At 76.7% G+C, this 14,387-nt stretch carries 13 protein-coding genes; 7 read left to right on the plus strand and 6 right to left on the minus strand.

The features are described from left to right. Positions 1-32: 32 nt before the first annotated feature. Complete coding sequence (locus tag ACYVHQ_RS09900) at positions 33-1,037, minus strand: aggregation-promoting factor C-terminal-like domain-containing protein (RefSeq protein ID WP_460512548.1); 1,005 nt, start codon at positions 1,035-1,037, stop codon at positions 33-35. Positions 1,038-1,664: 627 nt separating this feature from the next. On the opposite strand from ACYVHQ_RS09900, the gene ACYVHQ_RS09905 reads away from it, so the two are divergent. Then, the gene (locus ACYVHQ_RS09905; protein WP_460512550.1) at positions 1,665-2,183 is read left to right on the plus strand and encodes a DoxX family protein; all 519 of its coding nucleotides are present in this window, start codon (positions 1,665-1,667) and stop codon (positions 2,181-2,183) included. A 253-nt stretch (positions 2,184-2,436) separates the two neighbouring features. On the opposite strand, the gene ACYVHQ_RS09910 is transcribed toward ACYVHQ_RS09905, so the two are convergent. Both ACYVHQ_RS09910 and ACYVHQ_RS09915 read right to left on the minus strand, forming a co-directional pair. Beyond that, complete coding sequence (locus ACYVHQ_RS09910) at positions 2,437-3,009, minus strand: dienelactone hydrolase family protein (RefSeq protein ID WP_460512551.1); 573 nt, start codon at positions 3,007-3,009, stop codon at positions 2,437-2,439. Positions 3,010-3,018: 9 nt separating this feature from the next. Then, complete coding sequence (locus tag ACYVHQ_RS09915; RefSeq protein ID WP_460512553.1) at positions 3,019-3,936, minus strand: hypothetical protein; 918 nt, start codon at positions 3,934-3,936, stop codon at positions 3,019-3,021. A 95-nt stretch (positions 3,937-4,031) separates the two neighbouring features. On the opposite strand from ACYVHQ_RS09915, the gene ACYVHQ_RS09920 reads away from it, so the two are divergent. Together ACYVHQ_RS09920 and ACYVHQ_RS09925 are read left to right on the plus strand one after the other, a co-directional pair. Then, positions 4,032-4,526: a CarD family transcriptional regulator gene (locus ACYVHQ_RS09920; protein ID WP_460512555.1), complete on the plus strand. Its 495-nt coding sequence runs from the start codon at positions 4,032-4,034 to the stop codon at positions 4,524-4,526. Positions 4,527-4,664: 138 nt separating this feature from the next. Continuing rightward, on the plus strand, positions 4,665-6,398 hold the full coding sequence (locus ACYVHQ_RS09925) for a serine/threonine-protein kinase (RefSeq protein WP_460512557.1): 1,734 nt from the start codon (positions 4,665-4,667) through the stop codon (positions 6,396-6,398). A gap of 230 nt (positions 6,399-6,628) precedes the next feature. Here the strand turns inward: ACYVHQ_RS09925 and ACYVHQ_RS09930 are convergent, their stop codons facing one another. Together ACYVHQ_RS09930 and ACYVHQ_RS09935 are read right to left on the minus strand one after the other, a co-directional pair. Then, entirely contained in the window at positions 6,629-8,491 is a 1,863-nt protein-coding gene (locus tag ACYVHQ_RS09930; RefSeq protein ID WP_460512559.1) for an amidase family protein, read from the minus strand. Between the two features lie 77 nt (positions 8,492-8,568). Beyond that, positions 8,569-9,390 (minus strand): cohesin domain-containing protein, encoded by an 822-nt coding sequence (locus ACYVHQ_RS09935; protein WP_460512561.1) that lies wholly within the window; start codon positions 9,388-9,390, stop codon positions 8,569-8,571. Between the two features lie 346 nt (positions 9,391-9,736). Here ACYVHQ_RS09935 and ACYVHQ_RS09940 point away from each other — a divergent pair, with 346 nt between their 5' ends. Genes ACYVHQ_RS09940 through ACYVHQ_RS09950 form a run of 3 tightly spaced genes read left to right on the plus strand, consistent with a single transcriptional unit; the run spans position 9,737 to position 11,804 of the window. Next, entirely contained in the window at positions 9,737-10,357 is a 621-nt protein-coding gene (locus ACYVHQ_RS09940; RefSeq protein WP_460512563.1) for a hypothetical protein, read from the plus strand. Between the two features lie 20 nt (positions 10,358-10,377). Next, positions 10,378-11,562: a signal peptidase I gene (locus ACYVHQ_RS09945; RefSeq protein ID WP_460512564.1), complete on the plus strand. Its 1,185-nt coding sequence runs from the start codon at positions 10,378-10,380 to the stop codon at positions 11,560-11,562. After that, positions 11,556-11,804 (plus strand): hypothetical protein, encoded by a 249-nt coding sequence (locus ACYVHQ_RS09950; protein WP_460512566.1) that lies wholly within the window; start codon positions 11,556-11,558, stop codon positions 11,802-11,804. The genes ACYVHQ_RS09945 and ACYVHQ_RS09950 overlap by 7 nt, the downstream gene beginning before the upstream one ends. A gap of 64 nt (positions 11,805-11,868) precedes the next feature. On the opposite strand, the gene ACYVHQ_RS09955 is transcribed toward ACYVHQ_RS09950, so the two are convergent. Next, positions 11,869-13,302 (minus strand): carboxylesterase family protein, encoded by a 1,434-nt coding sequence (locus tag ACYVHQ_RS09955; RefSeq protein ID WP_460512568.1) that lies wholly within the window; start codon positions 13,300-13,302, stop codon positions 11,869-11,871. Between the two features lie 106 nt (positions 13,303-13,408). Between ACYVHQ_RS09955 and ACYVHQ_RS09960 the strand changes: the two genes are divergently transcribed. Further along, complete coding sequence (locus ACYVHQ_RS09960; RefSeq protein ID WP_460512570.1) at positions 13,409-14,248, plus strand: SDR family NAD(P)-dependent oxidoreductase; 840 nt, start codon at positions 13,409-13,411, stop codon at positions 14,246-14,248. The last annotated feature ends 139 nt before the right edge of the window (positions 14,249-14,387 follow it).

Here is a 14,387-nt window from a genome sequence, read left to right on the forward strand (position 1 = left end):
CGCGTCGACGGGGGCGTCGGGGTCGCGCGGGATCAGTACCAGTTGACCGCCTGCGAGTGGCCCCACGCGGCGCAGGGGGTGCCGTAGGCGCGGTCGATGTACTGCAGGCCCCAGGTGACCTGGGTGGTGGCGTTGGTGGCCCAGTCGGGAGCGACCGTGGCCATCTTGCTGCCGGGGAGCGACTGCGGGATCCCCGCGGCGCCGCTGCTCGCGTTGAGGGCCTGGTAGTTCCAGCCCGACTCCTTCTGCCACAGGTTGACGAGGCAGCTCATCTGGTCCTCGCCCCAGCCGTACTGCTCGGACGCGATGCGACGGGCGGAGGCCTGCGCGCCCGCGGGCGTGTTGGAACCGGCCTGGGCGGCGGCGGCCTCGGCGGCCTTCTTCTCCGCGGCGGCCTTCTCGGCCGCGGCCTTCTCGGCGGCAGCCTTCTCGGCAGCGGCCTTCTCGGCGGCGGCCTTGTCGGCGGCGGCCTTCGCCGCGGCGGCGGCGGCCTGGCGGTCGGCCTCGCCCGCGGCGGCCTGCACCGACTGCGACGCCGTCACCGTCTCGGCGAGGAGCTGGTCGAGCGTGTCGCCGTCGAGCTGCTCGTAGTCGGCGAGCGAGGCGACGCTCGTCTTGAGCGCGCTCGCGTCGACCTTGCCCTCGGTCGACGAGATGACCTGCTGCGCGATGGAGATCGTCGAGCGGGCCTGCGCCTCGCGCAGCTGCTCGGCGACCCGGTCGCTCTGCTCCTGCTGTGCCGCGGCGACGTCGGAGGCCGCGGTCGCGGTGCTGCCGCCCGTGGTCGTCGAGACCGCGAAGCCGCTGCCGACGAGGAGCGCCGCGGCGGCGACCGCGCCGACGGTCAGGGTGCGCCGACGACCGGAGGCCCGGCGTGCGGCCGTCAGCGAGCGTCGCGTCACCGGCGACGCGGCGGGTGCGGCCTGCACGGTCGGGGCGGTGCCGTCGGTGGCGACCTGCTCCGGTGCGACGGGGACCGCGTCGGTCCCGTCGGTCGCGGGCGTGCCGGTGCTCGGGTCGAAGGTGTCGGGCTGCATGGCGTCCTGGGATCTCGGCCGACCCGCACCTCTCGGTGCGCACCCCTGCCTCGGCAGCTCCCACGCGGACGGTGGCGGGCGACGCGACGCCCGAGCTCCTGCTCGGTGCGGCGACCGGCGGGGGCCGGCGTGCGTCGGGGACTGGTCGGTGTCGGTCGTGCCGGAGCGGTCGCGCCCCTGCACGTCCGCCCGGGGCCCCGCGCGCGAGGCCGGATCCGGGCGAAGCCACGAGTATGCGGGCACTTCCTGGACGAGTCCTCACAATCGCGTGCCACGCCGGGGCCGCCCGCGCATCATCCTGCGGAGGGTGATCGCCCTCGGCGACCTCCGTCGTGCGGCGGACCCGGGCGCGCCTCCTGCCCCCTGCCCCCGCCGCACGCCCGCTGCCTCCCGCCTCCCGCGCCAACCCCCACCTCCTGCGGAAAAGGCGACGGCCCGCGCGCGACGCGCCGGGCGGCGGGCCCGGTGCGCTGCGCGCGAGCATCGGATCGTCGCCCTTTCGCGACAACGGCGACGAGGGCGACGAGGGCGACGCGGGCAGGTCACGGCGGCCACGGGGCCTGGCCGGCAGGAGGCCCGCCCGCCCGCTCTCGGGAACCTCCAGGCCCGGCGGGTAGACCCGTGGGCATGAGCATCACGAAGACACTCCTGCGCGTCACCGTCGGCGGCCTGTTCGTCGGGCACGGCCTCCAGAAGCTGACCGGCAGTTTCGACGGGCCCGGGCTCGAGGGCACCGAGCAGATGATGGGGGCGCTCGACCTCCACCCCGCCCGCCGGCAGGCCCAGGCCGCCGCCTGGACCGAGACCGCCGGCGGCGCCGCCCTCGTGCTCGGTGCGGCCACGCCCGTCGCCGCGGCGGGCCTCGTCGGGACCATGGTCACGGCCGTCCGCAAGGTCCACGGCGCGAAGGGCGTGTGGAACACCTCGGGCGGCTTCGAGTACAACGCCGTCCTCGTCGCGGCCCTGGCCGCCTTCGCCGAGTCGCCCGGGCGCGCGTCGCTCGACGCCGCCCTCGGCCACCGCCGCTGGGGGCTCGGCGGCGCCGCCTTCGCGCTCGTCGCAGGAGGCGCGGCCTCCTACGCGATCACCGCGCTCAGCCGTCGCGCGGCTCCCCTCGCGGGCCGCGACGCCGCCGCCGGCGAGTAGCACCCGCCCCGCCCGGCCGCCCCACCCGGCACCGCGGCACGAGGGCGACACCGCAGCACGTTCCTCCGTGCCGCAGTGTCCGCACCGTGCCGCGGTGCCTTTCTCGCACCACGGCGCGGACATCGGCACCGCGCAGCGAGGAGCGCACCGCGGTGCCGGCTCGGTGCAGGCGCACCCGCGCGGCCGCGCGAGAGGGAAGCAGCCGGGCGAGCCGGCCGCGGCCTCAGCCGACGCGAGCGGGCCCGCCGCGGCCTCAGCCGACGCGGGCGAGCAGCCCCCGCACCCGTTCGAGCACGAGCGTGGTGGACGCGGCGTCGTACGCGTCGGTGCTGGCGTCCGTGAAGAGGTGCCCGTCGCCCGGGTAGAGGAACAGCTCGCCGTCGTCCGCCCCGAGCACGAGCTCGCGCGCGGCGGCGAGGTCCTCGGCGAACCAGGGGTCGTCCTCCGCTCCGTGCACCTGCAGCGCGACGCCCGTCGGCCAGGTGTCGCCGAACTCGGTGACCGGCACGCACCCCTCGAGCAGGACGGCCCCGCGCGCGCCGACGCGACGCTGCGCCAGGGCCTGGGCGGGCAGGGCGCCGAGCGAGAGGCCGACGTAGACGCTGTCGGCGGGTGCCCGCGTCCCGGCGGCGACCCCGCGCTCGAGCAGCACGTCGGTGCCGGTGCGCCGGGCGTGCTCGACGCCCTCGTCGATCGTGTCGAAGGTGGCGCCGTGGAAGAGGTCGGGCAGGTGCACGACGTGGCCGTCGGCCTCGAGGTCGGCCGCGAGCCCGCGCACGCCGGCGGTGAGCCCGCGGGCGTGGTGGAACAGGACGATGTCGGTCATCCCCGGAGGCTACGACGCCCCGAGCACGCCCGCCCAGGCCAGGGCCGACGCCGCGATGGCGAGCAGCACGACGGCGGCGGCCGGCGTCCGCGGGGCACGGGGGCAGGAGGCGCGGGTCGCGCCCTCGGGACCGGCCGGGTCCGCCACGGCACCGGGCGGGACCGGGGCGCGCCCGATGGGGCCGGGCGCGCTGCGGGCGCGACCGGGGGCGGCGGGCGCGGGGCGCCCCTCCTGCCCCTCGCGGAGGGCCCGCGCCGCGGCCCGCCACTCGGCCACGAAGGCCGCGATCGCGCAGCCGAGCACGACGAGGGTCACGACCCGCACCGTGCCGGACGGCGGCGAGCCGGCCACGCCCGCACCGACCTGGTGCAGCGCGACGACGCCCCACGGCACGATGCCGATGCCGGACGCGACGGTCAGGGGCAGGAGGCCCGACCCGGCCCGTGCCTCCTGCCCGGCACCGCCCGCGCCCGGGCTGCCCGGCACGAGGCTGCCCCGCACGAGCCGGTCCTGAACGACGCGGTCCTGCACGAGGGCCGCGAGCTGGACGACGGTCGTCGCCGCGTAGACGAGCACGAGGGTGCCGACGTCGCGCACGCCGTCGAGCACGGCGACGAGGAACACGACGACCGCCCACGGCACCGAGGCCGCGAGCCGCTCGACCGTGTCGGCACGTCCGGCCACCCGGGGGCGCACGGTCGCCGCCAGGGCCGCCGCCGTGAGCGCCACCGCGACCACGACCGCCCAGCCGACGTGCAGGGAGGCGACGGCCCGCCGGGGTCCGTCGCCCGTGACGTCGAGGGTGGCGGGCAGGACGAGATCGCGGTCGAGCACGACCACGAGCACGCCCAGCAGCACGGCCTGGGCGGCGAGGGCCCCGGCGAGGACGGTCCGGAGGCGCGGTCCGGCGGGGCCGAGGAGGGTCATGGGCACCACGCTGGCACGATCTCCAGATCGAAGGGCCGGACTATAGCGCTCCTGTTGTAAAATGGTGTCTTCGCCCACCGCAGGAACAGGAATTCATGAACTACTCCGTAGGCCAGACCCTCGTCTACCCGCACCACGGCGCCGTCAGCATCACGGCGGTCACCGAACGTACCGTGAAGGGTGAGAAGAAGCAGTACCTGACCATGAAGGTCCACACCAGCGACCTCGAGATCATGCTCCCGGTCGACAACCTCGAGCTGGTCGGGGTGCGCGACGTCATCGACGACGAAGGCGTCCAGGCCGTGTACGCGGTCCTCCGCGAGGACATGGTCGAGGAGCCCGGCAACTGGTCGCGCCGCTTCAAGGCCAACCAGGAGAAGATGGCCTCCGGCAGCGTCTTCCGCGTCAGCGAGGTCGTCCGCGACCTGTGGCGCCGCGACCAGCAGTCGGGCGTGTCGGCCGGCGAGAAGCGCATGCTGCAGAAGGCCACGCAGGTGCTCGTCTCCGAGCTGGCCCTCGCCCGCGACACGACGCCCGAGAAGGCGACCGAGGAGCTCGAGGGCGTCCTCGCGGCCGTCCCCGTCGCCTGACCCGCGCCTCCTGACGTCGACGCCCGGTGCCCTCGTGGGGCCGGGCGTCGCGTGCGTCCGGGCGGCCCCTGCCCCCCGGACGGACGACGCGCAGCCGCCCCCTGCCTAGGCTGGGGGTCCGACCACCTGGAGGAACCCGTGAGCGCAGCAGGGCACATGCCGGAGGTCGGCGACGTCGTCGACGGCCGCTACGAGATCGAGTCGCTCCTGGGGCGCGGCGGGATGGCCACCGTCTACCGGGCCGTCGACCAGCAGCTCGGCCGCACCGTCGCCATGAAGTTCTTCGGCGCCGCGGAGGCGCCCGGCGCGGCCGCCCAGCGCGCCACGAGCGAGGTGCGCCTTCTCGCCTCGCTGAACCACCCGTCGCTCGTGACGCTGTTCGACGCCCGCGTGGACGAGGCCGACCGCACGTACCTCGTGATGGAGCTCGTCGAGGGCCCCACGCTGCAGCAGCTGCTCGACGAGGGGCCCGTCGCGCCCGCCGCCGTCGCGACGATGGTCGCCGACCTCGCCGAGGGCCTGCACGTCGCGCACGAGCGCGGCGTCGTGCACCGCGACGTCAAGCCCGCCAACGTGCTGCTGGCCCCGCTCCCCGGGCCGCAGGCCCGCTACCGCGCGAAGCTCGCCGACTTCGGCATCGCCTACCTCGTCGACTCGACGCGCGTGACCGCCACCGGCACCCTGATGGGCACGGCCGCGTTCGTGAGCCCCGAGCAGGCGCAGGGCCACCCGGTCGGGCCGCCGTCCGACGTCTACTCGCTGGGCCTCGTCGCGCTCGAGGCCCTGACGGGCGAGCGCGCCTTCGGGGGCACCATGGTCGAGCAGCTCACGGCGCGCCTCCTGCGCAGCCCCGAGGTGCCCGGCGGGCTCGGCTCGGGCTGGAAGGCCCTGCTCACGGCCATGACGGCGACCGACCCGGCGACCCGGCCCGATGCGCTCGAGGTGGCCCGTCGGGCCCGCGAGGTCGGCGACGTGCCCGAGGACGGCGGTGCCACGGCGCTCCTCGACGCGCCCGCCGGGGGCGACACCGCGACGCGCGTGCTGCCCGCGGGCGCCGCCATCGCCGGGGGCGCCGCCGCGGCCGGCCTCGCCGCCGGGGGCGCCGGCGCCGCTGCCGCCGCCGAGCCCGCGACGACCGCCTACCCGACGGGTGCCGCCCCGACGCCCTTCGACGACACCCCCACCGAGCGCTACGGCGCGACCGCGGGCGCGCCCTTCGCGGCGGCCGGTCCGACCGGTGCGGGCGCCGGCGCCGACCTGGCCGACGACCGCGACGCGGCGGGAGGCGCAGGAGGCACGAGCGGCTCGGGCCGCGGCCGTCGCGCGGGCCTCGTGGTCGCCCTGGTCCTCGTCGCCCTGCTGCTCGTCGCGGGCGTCGTCTGGGCCGTGGTCGCCACGAGCGGCGACGACGCTCCCGCGCCCGCCGCGACCACGCCCGTGGAGTCGACCGAGCCGGCCCCCGAGGTGACGTCCGACGCGCCGGTCGAGGAGGAGCCCGCGCCGGAGCAGACGCAGGAGCCCGCGCCGACCCAGCCCGCGCCTCCCGTCGTGACGCCGACCGCGCCGACGCCCGAGCCCGAGCCCGAGCCCGAGGAGACCGACGAGGACGAGCAGGACGAGGACGAGTCACCCGTCGTGCCGACCGTGCCGGAGGTGCCGACGACGGGGAACGGGAACGGCGGCGGCAACGGCCAGGGCCCGGGCACCGGGAACGGCAACGGCAACGGCAACGGCGGCAGCAACGGCCAGGGCCCGGGCACCGGCAACGGGAACGGCGGTGGGAACGGTAACGCCCGCGGGGGCGACACCACCAGCGGCACCACCGGTCCCAGCAGCACCGGCGCCACCGTGCCGCTGCCCGGCACCGACTGACGCCCCACCGCACGGACCACGCACCCGCAGCGCAGCACCACCGGACCGCACGAACCACGCACCGGCAGCCGCAGCCGCGCCTAGGCGCTGTTCAACCGCCGACCGGGGGTTCGCCCACAGCGCCGCGCCCCGAGCGCCGAGCCCCGAGCCCCGAGCCGCGACGCACGGGAGGCGCGGAGCCCACCGGCCCCGCGCCTCCTGCGCTCCTGCGCTCCTGCGTCAGCCCCGGATCACGGCAGCGGCCCGTAGAGCGCCGGCGCCGTGCGGTGCCCGGTGGCCTGCTCGAAGGCGTAGCCGATGCCGACGAGGTCGCCCTCGGACCAGTCCCGGCCGAGGAACTCGAGGTTCACGCCCGCGCCCTGCTCCACCCCGGCGCCGTCGAGCGCCTGGTCGGCCTGCCCCATGGGCACCGAGATCGACGGCATGCCCGTGTTGGGGCCGAGCCGCAGGTTCGTGCTCACGGTGCCGTAGGGCGAGCCCGACGGGTAGAGCAGCGCGTCGAGGCGGCCGGCGGGGGTGCTCCCGTCGAGCATCGCGGTGACGAGGCGCTGCCCGGCGGCGAGCTGGATGGTGTGGCTGCCGGTGGGGCCGGCCCAGGCCTGGTACTGCTCCTCGGTGACGGCGGCGCGCGTCAGGTACGTGTCGCGGCGGGACGGGACGTGCTGCCCGGACGCCACGATGTCGCCCAGCGACCGCGCCGCGACGTCGGGGGCGAGGTGCGCCTGCACGTACTGCGCGAGGTCGTGCCGGAACTCGGCCGTGCTGCCGCTGCCCTCGGACAGCACCCGGTCGAAGCCGGCAGGAGGCGCGACCTCGACGACCTCGGCCCCCGCGGCCCGCAGGTCGGCGACGGCCTCGGCGAAGAGGCGCTGGTTCGTCGCGCCCGTGCCCACCATCGACGCGACGTAGCCGAAGCGCCGACCGGCCAGGGCCTCGGGGTCGAGCGAGGACGCGTACGACTCGGGGACGGTGCGCCCGGGCTGCTGCGTCGTGGCGTCGGCAGGGTCGGCGGCGACGACGGCGTCGAGGGCGACCGCGGCGTCGGCGACCGTGCGGGCCATGGGACCGCCCGTGTCCTGGCTGAGGGCGAGCGGCACGATCCCCTCGCGGCTGGCGAGGCCCACGGTGGGCCGGATGCCGACGAGCTGGTTGTACGACGACGGCACCCGGATCGACCCACCCGTGTCGGTGCCGAAGCCGATGCCCGCGAGGTTGGCCGCGATCGCGGCGCCCGTGCCGCCCGAGGAGCCGCCCGCCGTGCGGCTGGTGGCGTACGGGCTGGCGACGAAGGTCGACGAGCCCACGGGCTGGTGCGACGAGAACTGCGACACGAAGCCGAAGGCGAACTCGTCGAGGCTCGCCTTGGCGAGCACGACGGCCCCCTCGGCCCGGAGGCCCGCCACCATCGTCGCGTCGGTGTCGGTCTGGTTGGCGTCCCAGCACGAGCAGCCCGCGGTGGTGGGCATGTCGACGGTGTCGTAGTTGTCCTTGACGGCGAGGGGCACGCCGAGCAGCGGGCTCGTCATGCCGCGCTCGGCGCGGGTCGCGTCGGCGGCCGCGGCGGCCTCGAGCGCGACGGCGCTCGTCGTGACGATCGACGCGAGCGGACGGCCGCCCTCCGCCGGGTCGACGGTCGTGCGGTCGTAGGCGGCGATGCGGTCGAGGTACTCCTGCGTGATCGCCACCGACGTCGTCACGCCGGCGTTCATGGCCGCCTGCATGTCGATCGCGGTGGCCTCGACGAGCTGGAAGGGACCGTCGTCGTAGACCTGTCGCTGCGACACGGCGGCGAGGTCCGCGACCGTGATCGCGCCGTCGGCGTCGACGTCCGCCACCGCGACCGCCTCGTAGCGCGGCGTGCCCGCGACGGCACCGAGGGCCGTGGCGACGAGCTCGAGGTCGTCCGGCGTCACCTGTCGGTCGCCCGTGAGGTCGAGCTCGGTGTACCAGGGCGCGAGGTAGGCGCCCGCGGCAGGGGCCGGTGCCGCCCCGGGGGCGGGCTCCGCCTGCGCGGGGACGGCGACGAGCCCGCCCAGCAGGGCGGTGCAGCCGAGGGTGGCGGCGGCCACGGCGGTGCGGCGGCGAGGGGTCACGGTGGAGGTCCTCCGGGTCGGGGCGAGGGCGGGACGGACGACGGCGGGACGGACGACGGCGGGGCGCGTCGCGGGGCTCACTCGCCCGCTCCGTCCTCGTGGGCGCGGGCGAGCCGACGGTGGCGCAGGGCGCCGGCGGCCAGCGCGAGGGCGCCGAGCAGCGCCGCGGCACCGGCGATGCCGACGACCGGGCCGAGCTCGGAGCCGGTCCAGGCGAGGTCGCCCGTCGGGGTGCTGCCGGAGGCGGCGGGGGCGATCGACGCCGAGGGCGACGGGCCGGGGGACGCGGTCGCGCCTCCTGCCGGGTCGGTGGGTGACGGGGCCGGCGCGGGCGACGTCGGCGAGGGCGACGGGACGACAGGAGGCGCGACCACGGCCAGGTCCGCGGCCGGCAGCCCGGCGGCGGGCACGGCGAGGACGACGCCGTCGGCACCGACGAGGGTCGCCCCCGTGAGGGCGACGGTGCCGTCGCCGGGTGCGAGCGCGAGCAGCTGCACGGTGATCACGACGTCGCCCTCCAGCCCGGGGGACGCGCCGAGGCGGGTGTGCGCGACGGTGATCGTCGCGTCGTCCTGCCGGGCGGTGTCGAAGCCTCCTGCGGGGCCCGCGGCGCTGCCCTCGACGAGGGCCAGCACGGCCGGGTCGACGTCGAGGGCGAGCTCGACGGCGTAGGCGTCGGTGACGTCGGGCAGGGTCACCGTGACGTCGACGGGGTCGCCGGGGGCCACCTCGGCGGGCGCGACGACGAGCGTCGGCGACCCGGGGAGGTCGGGCGCGGCCGACGCCGGCGGGGCGCCGACGGCGACGCCGACGGCACCCAGGCCGAGGGCCAGGACGGCCGCCGCGAGCAGCCGGTGGGCTGCCCGGGCGGGGACGGGACGGGGGGAGGCGTGCGGCATCGGCGGAGGCGCCCTTCGGTCGAGGTGCACCCGGGTGAGGGGTGCCGGACTCTGGTGATCGGACGGTATCCAGGGGGTGTTTCCGTGAGCGGCGCGGTGCGGTTTCGGGCGCGTTACGTTCCGCGTCCCGGGACGGGCGTCGGGCGTCCCGGCGCTCCCCGCCGCAGGAGCACCCGTTGCGCATCGCGGCGCGCCGACGTACCGTTCTCTCGCACCACCTGAGCCGGGCCCTCACCACGCCCGCTCCCGCCGGCACGACGCGGACCCACCACCCGCTCGACGCACCCCCGGCTCCTCCCTCCGCGCACGTCCGTGCGCACCCTTCTCTGCTGATCAGGAGCACCCCATGTCCGCCGTGTCCCCGCGCACCGCCCGCCTCGCCGCCCTCATCGGCGTCCCCGTCGCCCTCGTCGCCTCCGGTGCCGTCGTGTCGACCGCGTCGTACTCCGCGTTCTCGTCGACGACCGAGAACCCCACGAGCAACTGGGCCACCGGCTCCGTCGCGCTCACGGACGACGACGGCGGCGCCGGCGGCAGCGGAGGCACCGCGCTGTTCTCGGCGACGAACCTCAAGCCGGGCTCGACCGACGCGAAGTGCATCACCGTCACCTCGACCGGCACGCTGCCCTCGACCGTCAAGCTCTACGGCACCGGCGCCTCCTCGACGAAGGACCTCGCGGCGAACACGACCCTCACGGTCGAGCAGGGCACCGGCGGCAGCTTCGGCTCGTGCACGGGCTTCACGCCTGCGACGACCGGCGGCACGCTCTACAACGCGTCGCTCGCGGGCTTCGCCACGGCGCACTCGAACTACGCCAACGCCACCGGCGGGTGGGTGACCGCGGGCGGCACCGCCGCCGAGTCGCGCACCTACCGCATCAGCTACACGGTCTCGCCGACCCTCGCGAACACCTCGCAGGGCGCCTCCGCCTCGCTCGGGTTCACGTGGGAGGCGCAGAACAACTAGTCGACGCCCCGACGCCCGTCGTGTCCGCGCACACCGTCGCGGCGGCGCCGTCGCGGCACCGTGCCGCGACGGTGCGCCCCGCCGCCCCCTCCCCCGCCCCGCTCGCGCCGGACCCCGTGGCCGACTGGGCGAGGCTGGTCGTCGCGACCGCCTCGCGCAGCGTCCTCGTGGTCCTGCTCGGGCTCGCCTTCTGGGCCACCGCCCCGACGCTCGTCGGCTGGCACTCCACGACGACCGTCACGGGGTCGATGGAGCCGCGCGTGCGCGTCGGCGACGTCGTCGTGTCGAAGCCCGTGCCGACGAGCGACCTGCGCGTCGGCCAGGTGCTGCTCGCCGACGACCCCGACCACGACGGTCGCCTGCGGTTCCACCGGTTCACCGAGACGGGCGAGGCGGGCTCCCTGGTCACCAAGGGCGACGCGAACCCCGAGGCCGACAGCTCGCCCGTGCACCCCGACGCCGTGCACGGCGTGGGCATGCTGCGCGTGCCGTGGATCGGGCTGCCCGTCACCTGGGCCCGCGAGGGCGACGTGGCCCGCCTGGGCCTCCTGGCGGCCTCGATCGCGGTGCTGCTCGCCCTGAGCACGATCGACGGCGCGCTGCGGCGGCGCGTCGAGGGCACCGGGCCCGACGGAGGACGCGCAGGAGTCCCGGGCACGTCGGGCGAGGACCTCGCCCTCGGCGTCGCGACGGCGACCTCCGGCGTCGGCACGGCCTCGATCGCGGGCAGCACGCCGCGGCGCGTCCTGCGACGGCAGCACCGGCGCACGCGTCGGCGACGCAGCGTCGCCGGCGGCCTGTCGGTCGTCGTCGCGGCCACCGGCATCGGCGCACTGCTGCCCGCCGAGGCGGTCGCGGCGCCGTTCCGGGCGGTGACGTCGTCGCCGACCTCGACGCTGGCGACGCGGACCGTCACCGCACCCTCCGCCGTGCGCTGCACCAACACGTCCTTGACCACGGCCTCGGTCGCCTGGACCTACGTGGGCGAGGCCGTGCTCCGGTTCGAGGTCGTCACGCCGGGCGGGCTCGTCGTCGCGACCGCGGCACCGACCGTCCGGACCGCACCGATCACCGGTGGCCTGCTGTCGCTGGGCCCGACGACGCTCACCGTGCGCGCCGTCCCGGTCGACGCGCCCTCGTGGACGGGCACGGCCGACACGAGCACCACCGTGCGCGCCCTCACGGGGCTCGTCGTGCAGTGCTGAACGCCGTCGGAGGGCCTGGCCCGGCCATCAGCGTCCGGTCCCCCTCCGGGCAGGCCTCCTGGTCGTGCCCGAGTGCCCGTGGGACGGTCCTCCTCGCGAGCTACGGCGGCGACTCCGCCCTGACCGCCCTGCACTTCTCCCCAGACCCCACGGGCAGCGCCCACGGCTGCGTGCGCGTCCCGGCCGCGGTGACCGAGCCGCTCGCCGAGCTCCCCCTCGGCACCGCGATCACCGTCACCTGACGTCGATCGCTGGCCCGCGGACCAGACGACGGGACCCGCCCGGGCCGGCCCCGCGCCTCCTGCGTCAGTCGCGGTGCAGGCGGATCGTGCTCTGCCGACCGGCGGCCGCGTCGGGCGCGACGGTCCCCGTGCGCGCGAAGTCGGCCCAGATCTGGCGCACGCGGCGGCCGCGGCGCTCGACGTCGTCCCAGGAGGCCCGCCCCAGGAGCGCCGTGTCCCCCCACGCCCGGCGGGTGCCCAGCAGCAGCGGCAGCTCGGTGATGTGCGCGGCGCCGAAGCCGCTGCCCTCGGGCGCCCAGGTGGACTCGTACCGGACCGCTCGTCCCCCGGCCTCCCGGTGCCGCCGCGCGAAGGCGCGCGCGTCGGCCGCGTACAGGAGGCGCGTCGTGGTCCCGACGAGGAGGCGCCGCAGCGGACGCCCCACCACCGGCGTGGACAGCACCCGCCGCAGGGCGGGGACGCCCTCGGCGAAGAGGGCCGTCTCGTCGCTCGTCGAACCGATGAGGAGGTCGACGTGCGGCGCGGCCTCCCGCCAGGCGTCGTCGACGTCGCCCTCGGCGGGCAGGGGCGCGCGGCCGTACTGGGCGCCGAACGCCATGCCGCCGCGCAGGCCGAAGCGCCGGGCGGCACGCTCGGCCACGGGCTGCAGCGCGAGGACCTCCTCGACGGTGGCGTCGCGCGAAGGCGTCCCGACGGCGGCGACCATGGCGCGGTTCATGCGCGCCCGCCGACGGGTGATGCCCAGCGGCGCGCTCTGCACGATCGCCCGACGGAACAGGCCGCGGGCGCCCTCGGCGATCATGAGGTGCGCGACCGCGTCGCCGCCCGCCGACTGGCCGAACAGGGTGACCGTGTCCGGGTCGCCGCCGAACGCCGCCACGTTCTCGTGCACCCAGCGCACGGCGGCGAGCTGGTCGAGCAGCCCCAGGTTCGCGGGCACCGCCCCGCCGTCGCGGTCGCCGTCGCCGTCGCCGCCGCCGAAGTAGCCGAACATGCCCAGGCGGTAGGTGACCGTCACGACGACGACCCGCTGCTCGGTGACGAGCGCCACCGGGTCGTACACGTCGAGGTCGCCGGCCCCGGTCACGTACGAGCCGCCGTGGATCCACACCATGACCGGGAGCCGCTCGCCGGGCCGCACGTCGGCGGGCACCGTGAGCGACAGCGCCTGGCAGCGCTCGTCGTCGACCATGCCGGCCTCGGCTCCCTCGAGGAGCGTCGCCAGCAACGGCGACGGCAGCTGCGGTGAGGCCGGGGCCCGCGTGAAGGCCTCGACCGGTCCGGTGGCACGCGGCAGCGGGCGCGGCGGCTCGAAGCGGCCCGCCTCCGCGTACGGCACGCCCAGCACGCGGACCACGTCGCCGTCGACCCGGCCGACGATACGCCCGGCGGGGGCGTCGAAGGTGCGGGTGTCCGCGGGCGCCGACGCGGAGGCGGTCGCCCCGGGCCCAGCGGGTGCGGGTGCGGGCGCGGCGGAGGTGCGGGTCGGCTCGGTCACCCGGCCACGGTACCGATGCGACGGGCGCCCTCGCCCGGGCGGGCCTCCTGACGCCCGTCGGTAGGATCACGGCACGCCGACCGGGCGACCCGACTGGAGGACCACCGTGCCGAAGACCATCGTCATCACGGGCGCGAGCGACGGCATCGGGGCCAGCGCCGCCCGCACGCTGCACGAGCTCGGCCACGAGGTCGTCGTCGTCGGCCGCTCGCCCGAGAAGACCCGGCGGGTCGCCGACGCCCTGGGCGTGGCCTCGCACGTGGCCGACTTCTCGCGCCTCGACGACGTGCGCGAGCTCGCCGAGGCGCTGCGGCGCGAGCACCCCCGCATCGACGTGCTCGCGAACAACGCGGGCGGCGTCTTCGGCGAGCAGCGTCGCACCGTCGACGGGCACGAGACGACCTTCCAGGTGAACCACCTCGCCGGGTTCCTGCTCACCGACCTGCTGCTCGACGTCCTGGTCGCGAGCCGGGCGACGGTCGTGCAGACCTCGAGCATCGCGGCACGGCTCTTCGGCGACGTCGACCTCGACGACCTCGACAACGACCGTCGCTGGAGCGCGAACAAGGCCTACGGCGACAGCAAGCTCGAGAACCAGCTCTTCACCCGCGAGCTGCAGCTGCGGCACGGGGGCGACGGCATCACGGCCGCGTCGTTCCACCCCGGCATCATCTCGAGCGGCTTCGCGACGGGCGCCCGCAGCGGCCCCCTCGGCCTGCTCTACCGCAACCCCGTCGCGGCGCGGGCGTTGGGCACCCCTGCGACCGGTGCGCGACAACTGGTGCGCATGGCGACCGAGCCGTCAGGAGGCTGGTGGCAGCCCGGCGAGCACCACGAGCGACAGCGCGTGGCCACCTGGTCCCTGCACCCGAGGTCGCGCGACGGCGCCCTCGCCAGCGCGTTGTGGGAGCGCAGTGCGGAGCTCGTCGGGCGGCCGCTGCGCTGAGGGTCGCGGGACCGTACCGGCTCTGCCCCGGCGGCGCTCCCAGCCGACTCCCGGCATCCGCTCCAAACCGATCGGCGTCCGGTGGCGAACCCCTTCTACCTCACCAGGGAACGCACACCACAGCAAAGGACCTGATCAT

Source organism: Frigoribacterium salinisoli (genome assembly GCF_054781095.1).

Bases quoted from the DNA above. Each gene is read 5' to 3' on its own strand.
- ACYVHQ_RS09900 (WP_460512548.1), bottom strand. From the start codon at position 1,037: ATGCAGCCCGACACCTTCGACCCGAGCACCGGCACGCCCGCGACCGAC.
- ACYVHQ_RS09905 (WP_460512550.1), top strand. From the start codon at position 1,665: ATGAGCATCACGAAGACACTCCTGCGCGTCACCGTCGGCGGCCTGTTC.
- ACYVHQ_RS09910 (WP_460512551.1), bottom strand. From the start codon at position 3,009: ATGACCGACATCGTCCTGTTCCACCACGCCCGCGGGCTCACCGCCGGC.
- ACYVHQ_RS09915 (WP_460512553.1), bottom strand. From the start codon at position 3,936: ATGACCCTCCTCGGCCCCGCCGGACCGCGCCTCCGGACCGTCCTCGCC.
- ACYVHQ_RS09920 (WP_460512555.1), top strand. From the start codon at position 4,032: ATGAACTACTCCGTAGGCCAGACCCTCGTCTACCCGCACCACGGCGCC.
- ACYVHQ_RS09935 (WP_460512561.1), bottom strand. From the start codon at position 9,390: ATGCCGCACGCCTCCCCCCGTCCCGTCCCCGCCCGGGCAGCCCACCGG.
- ACYVHQ_RS09940 (WP_460512563.1), top strand. From the start codon at position 9,737: ATGTCCGCCGTGTCCCCGCGCACCGCCCGCCTCGCCGCCCTCATCGGC.